This window comes from Capilliphycus salinus ALCB114379, assembly GCF_047276495.1.
GTDB lineage: Bacteria > Cyanobacteriota > Cyanobacteriia > Cyanobacteriales > Microcoleaceae > Capilliphycus > Capilliphycus salinus.
Window position 1 is genome coordinate 4,440,362 of sequence record NZ_CP178543.1, and the last position, 16,068, is coordinate 4,456,429.

A 16,068-nucleotide genomic window follows, 5' to 3' on the forward strand; every position below is an offset into this window, starting at 1 on the left:
CATGATGATATCAAAGCCAGTCTATCTCAAACCCAATGTGATTATAGAACCACTTTTTAATCAGTGGTACGCTTGGTCTTATCTCATTCCACCCGCAACAGCATCCCTGTATGCGGCTAATTCTCATCTAAAAATTCTAGAGTCATTTATTGCGGCGCCTCAAGTTCATTTGGATGCTTTAAAAAATCCCGCAATGCGAGGGGGACCCTTTATTAACTACGATGAAAGTCGGTTAGATGAAATTAAAACGTTACGGGAGAAAACCAAAGATAATTTAGGTTTACTGTTACAGTTAGAACGGGCGATTAAAGATTTAGAAAACCTGTTAAAAGAAGAAGCAACGGGTTATTCTTTAGAACCGCTTTATCAAAAAGTCCCCGAAGCTTTAAAGGGATATGTTGAGTTGGTTTATGATGTTCAAAATAACCCCTCAATTCGATTGATAGAAGGACTGTTATATAAAAGTCAATATTATAATTCTGCTTTGCAAACCGTCGCGCTATCTTTGGGAAATATCGATCAGCGTTCTTTTGTACTCAGTACCCCCCGTTTACCCGATGATAACACTCTACATTTAAACCTATCTTTTGCGGATAAACGACTCGATAAACTGGTTGAAATGAGAGAAAAGCCCCAAGCTGATCAAGAGATTTTGGAGTTGTTAGAAATTCAACCCAAAAATGAACCGTTATTCGCTTCTTTGTTAACAGAGAATCCTCCAAACATTCAACCCCAATATCGGGGAAATGATGTGAGAGTGCGTTACTTTGGTCATGCGTGTGTTTTAATTGAAACCAAAGATATTAGTATTTTATGTGATCCTCTTATTAGTTATCAATTTAGCGATCAATCTCTCGATGGAATAGCCCGTTACAGTTATGCAGATTTACCCCCAACAATTGACTACGCTTTAATCACTCACAATCATCAAGATCATGTGATGTTTGAAACCTTGTTACAGTTGCGATATAAAATTAAAAATGTTATCGTTCCGAAAAGTAATAAAGGTGTGTTAATCGATCCGTCTTTAAAGTTAATCTTACAACAAATTGGCTTTGCAAACGTTCGAGAAGTCGATGAATTAGAAGTGATAGACATTCCCCAAGGTGAGATAGTCAGTTTACCCGTTTTGGGCGAACATGGTGACTTAAATATTGCAGCTAAAACCGCTTATTTAATCCAGGTTAAAAATCGTTCTATTTTGTGCGCTGCGGATTCCAATAATATCGAACCACAACTGTATAAACATCTTTCAAATTTAGTCAAAAGGCTAGATATTTTGTTTGTGGGGATGGAATGCGAAGGCGCACCGTTTACTTGGGCTTACGGTTCGTTATTAACTCAATCTATCCCCCGAAAAATTGCCCAAACTCGCCGACTCGACGGTTCAGATAGTCACAAAGCCATCCAACTTATTAATCAGTTAAACCCTCAGCAGGTTTATATTTATGCGATGGGACAGGAACCCTGGCTGACTTTTATTACTTCGATTCAATATACCCCGGATTCTAAACCCATCTTAGAATCAAACCGAGTAATTGAATATTGCCAAAGTCAAAATATTATCGGTCAACGTTTGTTTGGTTGTCAAGAAATAATTTTAGAATCGAGTTCAGAAACAGCAATTAACGTTAACTTTTCCGTGAGTCACCCCGAACCAAAACTCAGTTTAAACCAACCCGAAAACTATCAGCCGATTTCCGAGTTTTTATCGCAACTCAATCAATTAGATATTAAAATTTTAACAGAAAATGATCGAATTCGCTGTAACGCGCCGAAAGGAGCGCTGACATCGGATATCAAAGCACAACTCAAAGAACGTAAACCCGAAATTATTCAGTATCTTAATTCTCAAAATCGGCATAAAATTACATTAGATTATCTCAAAGCAGAAGCGACATTAGATGAAAGCATTTTTCCTCAAACTCAACCCATTTCATCGACTCAACCCCACAACATTCTGTTAACGGGTGCAACAGGTTTTTTAGGAAGCTTTTTGCTCAACCAACTGTTGCTAAAAACCGAAGCAAAAATCTACTGTTTGGTTAGAGGCGAACAACCGGAAACCATAGAAAATAGACTGAAAAATGTTCTCAAGTCGGCTTCTCTCTGGGATGACTCATTTCAACCTAGAATTATCCCCATTCAAGGAGATTTATCAAAACCGCTTTTGGGTTTGTCTTCCGAAAAATTTCAGCAATTAGCAGATGAGATTGATGTAATTTATCATAACGGCGCTTGGGTACACCACGCCTCCCCCTATTCGCTTTTGAAGTCAACGAACGTTTTAGGAACTCAAGAAATACTGCGATTTGCTTGTCAATCTCACCCCAAACCCGTACATTTTATTTCAACGGTTAGCGTGTTTAACTTTAACGAATTTTCTCAAGTTAAAGTGATTCGCGAACAAGATGATTTAGAAAGCGGTGAAGTTCCCAACGGTGGCTATGCTCAAAGTAAATGGGTGGCGGAAAAATTAGTGAAAATTGCAGCACAGCGAGGACTTCCAACCTATATTTATCGAGTCGGACCAATTTCTGGAAGCAGCCAAACCGGTTTTTTCAATACCAACGATTTTCTCTATCGATTAATGTTAGGTTATATCGAACTGGGTAGCGCACCGCAAGGGGAAATGTTGCTCGATATAATTCCCGTTGACTATGTGAGTGAAGCCATTGTTCACCTCTCACAAAAACAGGAATTAGTCGGAGAAGCGTTTCATCTCATTCACCCCAAACCTGTTTCTTCAAATCTACTGTTTGAACAACTGGGTTTAATGGGTTATTCCATCCAAAGAATACCCTACGAACGGTGGTACAGCCAACTTTTAGAGATAGCGAAAGGTTCGCCCGGACACGCACTTTATCCGTTGGTTTCGCTGTTCTCATCAACGTCCTCTCAAAAAGCAAAGGAAAAATCAATGAATCTCAAATTTGACTGTCAAAATACAATCGAAGGTTTAGCGGAAACGTCTATTACTTGTCCGCCTATTGATGCTAACTTGCTAAAAACTTACATCTCCCAATTAATTCAAAAAGCCAATTTTCAACAAGCCTAAACAACAATCTACTCGGAGTGAAAATTAAAACAATGGTTTCTGATATGAATCTTCAAGAACGCTACAACGAATATGACAATTGGGCATGGTTATACAATACCACAATGGGGCCGGAATATTGTCAAAACCAACTTCAACCCCTAGAAAAAATGCTGCTTCCTCACCTGTCTGAAAATGCAGAAATTCTAGATTTGTGTTGCGGGACGGGACATTTAATGAAAAAATTGTGCGAGAGAGGTTATCAAATTACGGGGTTTGATGGCTCGGAAGAAATGTTAGAATATGCTCGTCAAAATGCTCCCCAAGCTCAAATTATTCTGGGTGACGCTCGCAGTTTTGAACTTCCAGAACGTTTTGATGCGGTTTTCTCAACCAGCGCTTCTCTGAACCATATATTAGAGTTAGAAGAACTGAAAAGCGTTTTTCAAAATGTTTACTCATCTCTCAAACAAAATGGTATATTCTTGTTTGATATCAACCATCAAGGACAAATGGAAAAATGGTGGAAAGGTCGCTTAGTTGAGGGTGAAATTGAAAACCATTTTGCTTGGGAAATTACGCCACATTATAATAAAGATGATAAACGGGGCTATTTTAAAGTAACAATTTATCAGGCTCCCACTCAGAAACGCTATTCAACCTTCGCTCTCATTCAAAAACAGTTTAAAACTTTACTGTATAAACTGGTAAGTTTAAGGAGATTAACCCGATTTAGACTAAAAATCCTCAATCAATTTTCATCCTGGGAAAAAGATTGGAAACGTTCAGAAATTATCTACAAAGTTAGAGGTCATTCGGCGACAGAAGTCAAACAAATATTAGAAGAAGTCGGCTTTACCGATGTTGAAGTGAGAACAATTGAAGGAAATTTACAACTTGATAACAATCATTCTGCTTACTTCATCGCCCGCAAAAACTAGAGATTTGTAAAATTGTAAAATTTATCCCCATTCATAAGCCATGCAACTTCAAACTAAAGACACCAACAATTTAGAACAATCCCATATCGACTCACTGATTCAAGATTATATTCAACGCACGCCAAAATCAAAAAAATATGCTCAAGATTATCGTTCGGTTCTCGCGGATAAAAGCTCTTTGGGATTGAGTTTTGAACCCCAACTCAAAGAAGCTTGCTACTCAATTGTCGCGGAACGTTCCCTCGGTTCTCGCCTTTGGGATATCGACGGAAACGAATATCTTGACATTTTAATGGGATTGGGAATTAACCTGTTTGGTCACAATCCCCCGTTTATAAAAGCCGCCATTCAAGAACAGCTAGAAAAAGGAATTCAAATCGGTTCGCAAGCAGAATTAGCGGGTGAAGTCGCCCAACTGGTGAGCGAATTAACCGGGATGGAACGGGTGACATTTAGCAACACCGGAACCGAAGCAATAATGACCGCAATTCGGATAGCGAGAACCGCAACAAAACGCAAAAAAATAGTTGTGTTTACCAACTCCTATCACGGTCATAATGACCAAACTATTGTGCGAGCAAAACTCACAGAATACGCTAAAAAAGCCGTTAGAAGAAAAATCGATCAAAAATCCCAATCCAACGGATTTTTAAAAGCGATTACCCGTCCGATTGAATTCGGATTAAAATCAACAATCGACCCCCAAGCCGTTCCCGCAGCCTTGGGAATTCCGGGGAGTTTGGCCAAAGATGTTTTAGTGCTGGAATATGGTAATCCTTACTCCTTAAATGTGATAAAATCTAATTCTAAAAACATTGCAGCCGTGTTGGTTGAACCCGTTCAAAGTCGCTGTCCAGAATTGCAGCCCAAAGACTTTATTCAACAGTTGAGAACTCTCACCGAAGAACGGGGAATCGCCCTAATTTTTGATGAAATGGTGACGGGATTTCGGATACATCCCGGCGGCGCCGGTGCCTGGTTTGGAGTGCAAGCGGATATCGCAACTTATAGTAAAATAGTCGGGGGCGGTTTACCGATGTCAATTCTGGCTGGAAACGCCAAATATCTTGATAAAATAGATGGCGGAATGTGGAACTTTGGGGATGATTCCGCTCCCGAAGAAAAGACAACGTTTTTCGCCGGAACCTTCTGCAAACATCCGCTTTCCTTAGCCGCAGCCAAAGCCGCACTTTTGCATTTAAAAACCCAAGGTTCAACTCTGCAAGAACAGCTAAACCAACGGACTTTAAAACTGGTTAATCGCTTGAATACGGCGATGAAATCTGAAAATATACCCGTTCATTTTACCCATTTTGGCTCTTTTTTTGCAATCGCAATGTCACAAAGTTCGATTTCTCCCTTGGCGATTAACTTGCTATCCTATCATCTGCTGACAAAAGGAATTCATCTGCGTCGGGGTGATAAAGGAGGTTTTTTATCAACCGCTCACACCGATGAGGATATTAACACCATTTTTCAGACCTTTAAACAGGGTTTAGTTGAACTCAAAGAAGCTGGTATTCTTCAAACTTAAAAACCCGGTTTCTGAATTGAATCTCAAACGGGATTTCTAATAACATCACAAGAAACTGGGTTGTTGTATACAATATTCAGGAGGAAACAAAACCCGAAAAACCCGGTTTCTGAATTGAATCTCAAACGGGATTTCTAATAACATCACAAGAAACTGGGTTGTTGTATACAATATTCAGGAGGAAACAAAACCCGAAAAACCCGGTTTCTGAATTGAATCTCAAACGGGATTTCTAATAACATCACAAGAAACCGGATTTTTGTATAGAATCTTTAGGAGGAAACAAAATGGCAACAATGGGAAAATATTGCAAAGCTTATCCGATTGAAAAATTGCGTCAATTTGGTCAGTGGACGGAAAACAAAGAAAACACCCGCAAAGAAACTAAAACCGTCGGGGGTGAAGAAATAGAAGTCAACCGAGAACTTACAGAAGATGACTTTTTGTATTTGCAAGAAAATTATGTTGTCACCGATGGAATATTCAAAGATGAAAACATCATTTTTGACAGCGTAACCCCCGAATGGAAAGAATTCTGTGATAAGGTTTTAAAATTTGAAGTTCCGGTTTATGAACCTGTAACCGTAACAGCAACACCCTCGGAAACCGAGAAAACAGAATCTTAGTTGTTTTACTCGTAGTTTTTGACCCGTAGTTTTTGACTCAAACCATCAAGGACAAATATGGACGAATTAGTACAACGATTATCGGAAGGAAAACATCCCGTAGAAGTCGGTTTAAGACCCGAAAAAACAGTAACAGCCTTTAAAGAAAGCATCGATAGAGGCTATGTCTACATCAAATTTACTCAAACCCGAGGCGGAACTGAACTCGGCGTTAGACTCGATGAAAAAGCTTGTAACTTTCAAACCGCAAACTTTGAACAAGCAACAGGAACCGCTCACATTGAAGGAGATTTAACGCTAAATTATGTTAAAGTTCGATGTATCGCCGATATCAACTTACCAACCCTAACAGGCGAAGGAAATCTCGAACCCGTCACCGAAGTAACCGTAGCCTAACTGAGTTTAATTGACTTCAATCACCCAAATTTAACAGAGGAATTCTAACCATGAACTCAGAAGAAGATACTACAATTTATCGAGTTGTTGTCAACGAAGAAGAACAATATTCAATTTGGCCAGACTATAGAGAAATCCCCTTTGGATGGCGAGATGTCGGAAAAAGTGGACCCAAACAAGAGTGTTTGGACTATATCAAAGAAGTCTGGACAGATATGCGCCCTCTCAGTTTGCGTCGAAAAATGGAGGAATCACAAACATCCTAAATTTCTTCAACCCGAAGAGAGGTTTATAGAAACCTCTTTTCTTGTCACTGAGAGGGGCGGGATATTTTTCAGCAAACTAATTAATATTGACGTTCTTTTGAATGTCTCTCCTCAAACATGAGTGAAACGAATCCCACCCCTCACCTTGATTTACTTTTACCTTGGGATTTACTCACAGAATACTCCTTAAACGAAGGCGAAAAAGTGAAAATTACCCAAGCGATAAATTATTTTCTAAGCGCACTGAAACAAACCTCTGTTGAAACCGCTTTGACTCTCACCGATGAAGCTTTAGAAACCTTAGAAGCTGTGGATAATTTTCCCGCAAAATTATCCACAACAAAAGCATCGCTAAAAACCTGGGAAGTCGAAGATTACGACCGCTATTTTCAGGTGAATCACGTTCAAACCGAACAACCCGCTTTCTGTCTGCTAAAAAGTGTTATTGTTGCGAGTCAACAATTTTTAATTCTGTGTTTGAACAGTCAAAATCAACCCGATTCCAACTTCCCCAAATTAGACTCAAATCAAATTGAACAGCAGAAACAAGGATTTATCAGTTACGCTCACCTATTAGCAAGACTTTTTGATGTTCAGCTAGAGGATAACCCATGACTCAACAAAATTCCTATCAAATTTGGAAAGGATTTCACTGGTCGTTTTTTGTGAATATCCAAGGTTTAATAATCTGCCTGAGTCGGTTTGAAAAACATCTCACTTCCGGCAATCTTTCCCAAGCACAAATCGAACTCAAAACCGCCACCGATTTAATGTTAGCATCCGGCGCCGCCATGTCTCTGGCGGGAAGTTTTAGTCGGGATGAATACGAAGAATATATCCGCCCAACCATGGCACCGCCTCACGTTAAATCTACGGATTTTAGCGGATTAATGTCTTGGGATCACGCTTGGTTAATGCAAATTTGGAAGCGTTTGCGCCCCCTTTTTCAACAGCTACCCACCCCATTACAACCCGAACATAAACGCTTTGTTCAAGCCTATTTTGAACTCGCAACCGCACACAAAGCCGTCTGTGAAAAGTTTGGCGGAGAAGAAACCGGAAGCTTGCGTTTCGATCGCGGAAATGCCCTCAAAACCCTTGATAAATTTGCCCTCAGCCGTTCCCAACAGCTTGATCCCGCCCATAAGACTCAAGGATGTCCCTTCCATCACCCCCAGTCTCCAGGCTGAAATCTCTCTCAAGATAGTTGAAATGTTATCTCAAATAAGTAGGTAAATTTTCACTTCCCCGCTCTGAATCGTAGAAAAGTTACAATTTCTCTAACGCTTGATTTTACGGGGTTTTTCCCTCCGTACACGGGTTAAATTTTCGGCTATCACCTTTACACAAGCTTTACATAATTCCCCCCCAACTTTACAAAACCCCCTAGACTTCCCCAAAAATTACCCCTTATGATGAACCCGTTCTTGAAATTAATTCTCAAAAAGCTAGGACTGTACAAACAGTTCAAGAACCGTTGTTTTACGATTAACTGAAATATCCAATGAGAAAACGCATCTACCCGAATTTTGTCTTAGCAACTGCGGGTGCTACCTTACTGAGTTTTGCTGCTTTTCTTGCTAAACCGACACAAGCCAGTTCTTTAGTTGGAGAATCCTTTCAAAATTTCTACTCCTCCGAAAGTCTCGGTTTCGTTCCCGGAGTTCCCTATCCTTACGGCGGCTTAACCTTCCTACCCGACGACCCAAATACAATATACATTACTGGAAACGCCGATTTTCCCGATGCCAAAGTTTACTCTATCGGCGTCACCCGCGACAGCAACAACCGCATTACCGGATTTTCTGGGGAAGCCAGCTTCGTTTCCGAGGCTGTAGGTCTTGGCGTTGACGAATTTCCGGGGGCAGATGGGGGCCTGGTCTTCGGCCCGGATAACGTCCTATTCTTCACCACCTTCGATAACACCCTCGGTCAGATTCTACCCGGTAGCACCACCCCAGATAAACTGGTTTCTCTGACTGACCTGGGGGTTGAACCCTCGACAGGGGCTTTAAACTTCGTTCCTGTAGGCTTTCCCGGTGAAGGCACCCTAAAAATTGGTTCCTATTCCGCCAGTACCCTCTACACCACCACCATTTCTCCCGATGGTACGGGAACCTTTGATATTGCAGCCCCAACCAGCAGCATCCACTTGGGAGGTGCAGAAGAAGCCTTCGTAGGGCCGGAAGCTTTTGTTTATGTTAACGACAACAATTCCGGATTTGACGTTCCCAGCCTTTTAATTAACCAATGGAATGATGAGGGTGTTGTTGCTTACGAAGTCGATGAAAATGGAGATCCCATCCTCGAAACTGGGCGACAATTCCTCGATTTTCCGAAGAAAAATGCTGGCCCACAAGGACTGGTTGTTGATCCCTTAACAGGTGATTTCCTCGTCACAACTTATGTTGAAGCCGAGTTGGGAACTCAAGTTTTATTAGTTCCCTCCCAACCCTCCGAACCGACTACCCCCGATAACGATCCCTTTGATTCTGCCACACCCATTGACCTGTCTGCGGGGTCGGGTTCCGCTTCCGGGGCTGTCAGTACGGGTAATGAGATTTATTCCTTTACTGCCGAGGCGGGAGATCTACTTTCTTTCGATGTTGATGTCACCGAAATACTTTCGGGAGTTGGCTACACGGACGATGATTCTGTGCTTTATCTCTACAACAGTTCCGGTCAAATTCTGGCGGTTGGCGAAGATAAAGTCGATAGCTACTCATCGAGAATTCTCAATTATTTAGTTCCCGAAAGTGGAACCTACTATGCTGCGGTTACAACCTTTGGCAACGAACCGATTGTTGAACTGGGTGATGTCAATACATTGCTTGGTTTTGAGGAAACCGGACTGAGTAACATTGTTTACGATTTCAGCGTCAGCAGCCAAATGTTACCCGAAACAGCCCGTCTATTTAATATTGCTTTGGCCGCCGATCCAACTAACCCCGTCGGTAATGTTTTAATTGATGGCAATACCGTCTTATCGGTTGACCTCAACGGCACTCGAAATACAGACTTAACCGGGCCTCTCACCATTAGCGTTAACCCCGATGATAATACCCTCACCTTCGATAACTTTGAGTTTATCCTACAATTTGCCGATCCCTTTGCTTCCACCGATCTTGACGAGATCCTTGATTCTTTAGAAACCTCCACCATTACTGCGGTGATTCCGCCCGATGAATTTGTTGAACAAATTCTGTTTACTGAAGGAACAGTTCCCGGCAAATCCATTCCCGAACCCGCATCCATTTTGGGTTTATTAGGCGTTGGACTTTGGGGGGCAAGTTCTCAACTCAAACGTAAATCTCGCTCTTAGTATTTCTGCTGTAAACTTAAAATCTGAACTTCTCTTGTTTTGGGTGAGATTTGAAATCATTTCTCATCCTATTTCTCATGTGTTTTTATCATAATTTTTTTTGATTTAAAAGCATAAATATTTTGATCTGCAAGCGCGATTAGTATTTCCAATCAAAATCTTTGCAAAAAATAAAATATTTTTGAAATTCCTTTTCAAATGGTTGTCAAGATGTTATAAAAAGCTTTAGGCTTTATTACTTGACACTAATTGTCAAAAGTTGAGGTTCAACCTCAATCCCGTTGGGGTTCCTCATTCCCTCTATTTTGGGCTAAGAACAGGGATATAAAAAACAGACTTGGGCATTTTTTCCCGATTCTGCCCACAAAAAACCCAGAACATCACTTCTGGGCAATCATCTCAAATTCTACTTTCGTAGAGGTCATATAATGGACAATTTTATTCGATTTTCCGGCGATCGCACAAGAGTAGCTCGCCGGGTAGAACAGGCTGAAATGCTGGTTGTTATTGATTCTGGAGTCACCGATGTTTCTGGGTTAATCGGCCAAGTCCAACCGAACGCAGAAGTATTACTGCTAGATTCCCATCTCGACGGCGTTGAGCAAATTACCGCAGCCTTAGAGCGTTCTCCCGCCATCAACAGCCTGCACATAGTCTCACACGGCGAACCGGGCTGTTTATTTTTAGGTCAAACCCAATTAAGTCTCAATACTCTCAGTCAATACCAAGAACAGCTTAAAAATTGGTCAAAATATCTACTTGGCAACTCCCTAGTTTTATACGGTTGTCAAGTCGCTCAAGGCATAGGACATCAATTCCTTAACATCTTGCATCAGGTTACAGGAGCTAATATTACCGCCTCAGAACAGCGAGTCGGAAATGCTAACTTAGGAGGAACTTGGAACCTAAACATCCGCATCGGAGAGTTGATCAGTTCAGTAGAGGAAAAATTAGCCTTTTTACCTTCTGTTAGCGAAACCTACGCGGGGGTATTCGTTCCCACAGTCGGTTTAACCGCAACTCCTGACACCCTTGTAGAAGAAGATGCAACGGTACTCACCCTCAACTTTGACCTGAGCGAACCCCCACCAGCCGAGGGAATTGACATCACCGTTACCAGTCCCATTGTCAATGCTATAGCGGAGTTGGATGTATTTGCAGCCAGTTTCAGCGGCGCCCGCATCGTTGGGGTGAGCGACGATACCAACGGTTTTACCCTTCGCATCAGCGAACAAACCGCAAGCATTACCCTACCCGTGTTTGATGACAGCGAGGATGAAGGTTCGGAGAGCTTTACCTACACCATCCAACCGGGAGAAGGTTATGAAATCGATTCCTCGGCGAGTTCAGCAACATTTGTCATTGAAGATAACGACGGAGTAACGCCCGAACCCGAACCCGAACCCGAACCCGAGCCGGAACCCGAGCCGGAACCCGAACCCGAACCCGAACCCGAACCCGAACCGGAGCCGGAACCCGAACCGGAAAATACAGCCCCAGTCGCCGATAATGATAGCTACAGCACAGGTTTTGAATCTCCCCTGTTCGTTGATGCAGATTTAGGCGTTCTCGATGGAGATACCGATGCAGACGGAGATGAGTTAACGGTCAGCTTGGAAAGTGCGCCCGAAAATGGCAGCGTAGAACTCGACGCCGACGGTTCCTTCAGCTACACGCCGGACGACGGGTTTAGCGGAGAAGACAGCTTCACCTACACCGCCAGCGATGGGGAAGACAGTTCCAATGTTGCCACCGTTACCGTGAGTGTGGATGCACCTCCCGAACCGGAACCAGAGCCGGAACCGGAACCGGAACCGCCAACCGAAGGCCCGGTTGTCTCCTTACAAACCCTGACCGGCACCTTTAACGGCGATCGCACAGAACTGCGCGATACCATCTTAACGCCCGAACTGGTAGAATCTTTGGGTGAGCAAGCCGGCGCCTCTTTATTGGTACTGAGCCTGCAAACCGAAGGCGACATTCCAGAAGAAGGCTTAGAAGTCACCATTAACAGCGATATCGCCTTAACGGACTACTTCAGCAACTTGGGACGTCCTCCCCTAACCGTTGGCGGCGAAATTTTAGAAGCCGTTTACGACCCCGAAACAGGAGTTGCTTCCGGTATCCGTCTGCGAGTTACCAGTCCCAGTGCATTGATCGCGCTTAACGTCCAAAACTTAGAAGAAGCCGAAACCGACGGCCCAGAAGATGCCACATTCTCCGTAGAAGCGGGAGACGGCTACAGCGTTAGTAGCGAGATGGGGTCTTCGACTGTTACCTTCTACGACAGCCTGGAAACCGCACCCGAACCGGAAACCTCACCCCAAGTTAGCTTAACCGTTAGCGAAACCGCATTAGTTGAGTCAGAAGGTAATACGACCACTCTCACCTTTAACGTTGACGGCGAAATTCCTGAAGATGGCGTTTTAGTTTACGTCAACAGCAACACAACGGGTGCCTTGGGAGAATTTGATGTTTTCAACGCCGAAATCTCAGGCGGTGCGGTACCCTTTCCCAACTTTGTGGCTAGCGGCTTCTACTTCAAGATTCTCGAAGACGGTGCGTCCATCACTTTACCCGCTTTCGACGAAACCACCAACCCGGAAATCACCGAAGGCGTTGTCGAGGGCGTTCAAGCGTTTAGCTTTGAAGTCGTAGAAGGTCCCGGTTATACTATCGATCCTGAAGCGAGTGGATTTGATCTGACCATCGCCGATAACCCCGACTCTTTGATTCAAGTTTCCTATTCTATCGAACCTGCAACACTGGTTGAATCAGAAAGCACCGTCGGCGTTCATACCTTTAGTTTAAGTTCACCTCCGCCAGAAGAAGGCGTTACCATTTCTGTTAGCGCTCCGATGTTGTCAGAATTTGACTTGGATAGCATCGAAGTCATGGGCGGAGAAATTGTTGGGGTTAACGATAGTTTAGACGGCTTCGAGTTCAAACTCACCTCACAAACCGCAACCATTAACCTACCCGTTGCAGAAGACGGCGAAAGCGAAGGGTTAGAAGAAGCCACCTTCACCGTTGAACCCGGAGAGGGTTATCAAGTCAACCCCGAAGCCGGTACCGCAACCTTTACTTTGGTTGATAGTGCCGATCAAGTTCCGGCGCCAACCGAAATCAGCGAACCCAACGATACTATCGAATTGGCGACTGAAATCGGTTTAAGTGCAGACAACCCGAAAATCACCTTCACTAGCAGTATCGACTACGAAAACGCCAACTTCTACGAAACCGAAGACGGCCGACTCTACATCGACTTTACCGAAGATGTAGACTTCTACAAAATTGATCTCGAAGCGGGTGATACAGTGCGGTTGGATACCGACGCTCAACAGTTCGATCCCGAAACTGTAGATACTGTGGTTCGGGTTTTTGATGCCGATGGCAATCAAGTCGCTCAGGTGGATGACGCCGCCGCACCAGAGGAAGCCTTTGCAGATGTTGGCTTTGATTCCTATCTGGAATTCACCCCCGAAACTGCTGGGACTTACTATTTCGGCATCAGCAGTTGGCCGAATGCTCCCTTCGACTATTATGAAGTCGGTGTGCAGAACCGTCCCTACGATCCGAATATCCCAGGGAGCGGTACGGGAGAAAGCTCTGGTGAATATACGGTAAATCTGACGTTAAACCAGCCGATTGTTCCAGAGGCAACAGAGATCCCATCCGGCACCGGAGAAGGGCCGACAGTCTCGTTGAGGGCAACGCCTGCAACTTACCGAGCAGATGAGCAGGAGCGGGATACTCTCGAAGCCAATGCACTGGTTCAGTATCTTGAACCCGATACTGGAGCATCCATATTGTCCCTAGCTTTAGAAGTCGAGGGTGAAATTCCAGAAGAAGGGATTGAAGTTTATCTCACCAGTGATGCCGACTTGGGGAGTATTTTCAACACAGGATCGCCCTTTTCTCAAGGCGGCGCTGAAGTCCTGGGGGGTGTATTTGACGAAGCAGGAACATTGGTCGGGTTGCGGACGAAACTCACCAGCAATTCTTCCTTGATTAACCTTACCGTTGATAGTCCAGAAACCGCCCCGACTGATGGCTCTGAAACGATTACCTTCAACGTTGAACCCAGTGCCGGTTATAACGTCGGTGCAGAGGGTAGTTTTTCAACCGTTATCTATGACACCCTAGCGGATGTTCCTGAACTTCCCACTGTCCCCACTGTGAGTATAGACATCAGTGAAACGGCTCTGGTGGAATCGGAGGGGAACCTGACAACAGTGACCTTCTCTTTAGACAGTCCTCCTCCCGAAGAAGGAGTTGTTATTGGTGTCGATAGCGGAATTCGGTCAGCATTGGGTGAATTTGATGTGTTCAATGCCGAGATTGTTGGCGGTGAATTCCCATCACCTAACTTCCAAGCTAGCGGTTTCTTCTTCCAGATGACGGAGCAAACGGCTACAATTACGCTGTCCGCCTATGATGAAACCACTAATCCCCAAATTTCCCCAGAGGACGCTCTAGAAGGCATTCAAGAATTCACGTTTACAATCCAGCCCGGGGTAGGTTATGCGATCGATCCTGATGCCAACGATATCACACTCACAATTGCGGACAACCCTGATTCAGTGGTTATCGATCCTGACGATGGAGATGATGATGATGGGGATGAAGGCGATGACAATCCAGAACAAGAACTCAATGATACGATCACAACGGCGATCGATACCGGATTGAGTCCCTCCAACCAGACATTCTCTTTCCAAGCCGCGATTGATTCCGAGTATGTCGTGGTGTCGGAAGATCCTGAAGTTTATCAGGCTGATATCATTGACCCCTCCGAAGATGTCGATATGTACAGCTTCGACCTGGTAGCGGGAGATACCATCAAGATTGATGTGGACTCCATTGAGTACGAACTCGAAGGCTTCGACGTCCCGCAACGGTTGGATTCTGTGCTGCGACTGTTTGACTCCGTTGGGAACGAGTTGGCTAACGCAAATAATGCTCCGGCACCCGATGAAATCTTCACTGCCAACCGCGATGCCTATCTCGAATTTACCGCATCCGAAACGGGTACTTACTTTGTGGGTGTCAGCCTGTTGGGTAATACCGTTTACGATCCGTTTGAAGCCGGTACCGGTAGCGGTCGGGTTCTACCTCAGTCTGGTATCAATATCGGCGAATACGACATCGCCTTTGACCTGGTACCGGGCGATGGTGGCGGTACACCCGTTGATATTGTTGGTACCGATGACGCTGATGAATTAGTCGGAACTGATATTAACGAATCAATTGACGCTTTGGCAGGTGATGACCTCGTTGCCGGCGGTTTGGGCGATGATACCGTCTTTGGTGGCGACGGCGATGATGTCCTGCGGGGCGATGCGAATAGTCGTTCTCCGGGCGGTTCCGTTGGCGGCGATGACGTGATCTCTGGCGGCGCCGGTAACGATCGCATTGGCGGTAAAGCGGGTAATGACCTCCTTAGCGGTGACGAAGGTGATGATGAAATCTTCGGCGATGACGGCGATGACACCATTATGGGCGTCACCGGTAACGATACGCTTACAGGCGATGACTTCTCGGGTGGAAGTGGTTCGGATCTGTTTGTCTTCGGAAATGGGGATGGAACCGATTTAATTACCGATTTTGACCCCACTGAAGACATGATCGGTTTGGTCGAAGGCGAACTGATGTTTGAAGAACTTTCGATTACCAATAGTGATCTGGGTGCGATGATTAGTGTGATGGCTTCTGGAGAAACGTTAGCCGTTCTTCAAGATGTTCATGCTGATGAATTAACCGAAGAATTGTTCATGGTAACGCCCGATGTTTCCTTCGGTTAATTAATCCCCTCAAAATACACCCTATCCGTTCGGACACCCCTGATCTAATCCCCCCTAGCCCCCCTTTGTCAGGGGGGAAAAATTGGGGGAAACAGGGGAAGGGTCGAGGTAAAACCTCAGAATTGTTCACGGTTACGCCCGA

10 protein-coding genes are annotated in these 16,068 nt (G+C 44.3%); all 10 read left to right on the plus strand.

Annotated features, from left to right (window positions below):
- Nucleotide 1: 1 nt before the first annotated feature.
- The 10 genes from ACL6C3_RS18195 to ACL6C3_RS18240 all read left to right on the plus strand — a co-directional run bounded on the left by ACL6C3_RS18195 (nt 2) and on the right by ACL6C3_RS18240 (nt 15,926).
- Nucleotides 2–3,058, plus strand: coding sequence for a thioester reductase domain-containing protein (locus ACL6C3_RS18195; RefSeq protein ID WP_413160446.1), 3,057 nt, complete (start codon nt 2–4; stop codon nt 3,056–3,058).
- A gap of 32 nt (nt 3,059–3,090) precedes the next feature.
- Nucleotides 3,091–3,978: a class I SAM-dependent methyltransferase gene (locus tag ACL6C3_RS18200; RefSeq protein WP_413160447.1), complete on the plus strand. Its 888-nt coding sequence runs from the start codon at nt 3,091–3,093 to the stop codon at nt 3,976–3,978.
- Between the two features lie 40 nt (nt 3,979–4,018).
- Nucleotides 4,019–5,512, plus strand: a complete 1,494-nt coding sequence (locus ACL6C3_RS18205; protein ID WP_413160448.1) for an aminotransferase class III-fold pyridoxal phosphate-dependent enzyme — start codon at nt 4,019–4,021, stop codon at nt 5,510–5,512.
- A gap of 287 nt (nt 5,513–5,799) precedes the next feature.
- Complete coding sequence (locus ACL6C3_RS18210) at nt 5,800–6,138, plus strand: hypothetical protein (RefSeq protein ID WP_413160449.1); 339 nt, start codon at nt 5,800–5,802, stop codon at nt 6,136–6,138.
- Between the two features lie 57 nt (nt 6,139–6,195).
- On the plus strand, nt 6,196–6,534 hold the full coding sequence (locus ACL6C3_RS18215; protein ID WP_413160450.1) for a hypothetical protein: 339 nt from the start codon (nt 6,196–6,198) through the stop codon (nt 6,532–6,534).
- Nucleotides 6,535–6,584: 50 nt separating this feature from the next.
- The gene (locus ACL6C3_RS18220) at nt 6,585–6,800 is read left to right on the plus strand and encodes an MbtH family protein (RefSeq protein ID WP_413160451.1); all 216 of its coding nucleotides are present in this window, start codon (nt 6,585–6,587) and stop codon (nt 6,798–6,800) included.
- A 117-nt stretch (nt 6,801–6,917) separates the two neighbouring features.
- Entirely contained in the window at nt 6,918–7,415 is a 498-nt protein-coding gene (locus tag ACL6C3_RS18225; protein WP_413160452.1) for a hypothetical protein, read from the plus strand.
- Nucleotides 7,412–7,990 carry a hypothetical protein gene (locus ACL6C3_RS18230; protein ID WP_413160453.1) on the plus strand — a complete coding sequence of 193 codons (579 nt, stop codon included), beginning with the start codon at nt 7,412–7,414 and terminating at the stop codon, nt 7,988–7,990. Before ACL6C3_RS18225 ends, ACL6C3_RS18230 begins: the two co-directional genes overlap by 4 nt.
- A gap of 314 nt (nt 7,991–8,304) precedes the next feature.
- A complete protein-coding gene (locus tag ACL6C3_RS18235; RefSeq protein ID WP_413160454.1) occupies nt 8,305–10,122 on the plus strand; it encodes a PEP-CTERM sorting domain-containing protein in 1,818 nt (605 codons plus the stop codon).
- 428 nt (nt 10,123–10,550) lie between these two features.
- A complete protein-coding gene (locus tag ACL6C3_RS18240; protein ID WP_413160455.1) occupies nt 10,551–15,926 on the plus strand; it encodes a DUF4347 domain-containing protein in 5,376 nt (1,791 codons plus the stop codon).
- Nucleotides 15,927–16,068: the final 142 nt, after the last annotated feature.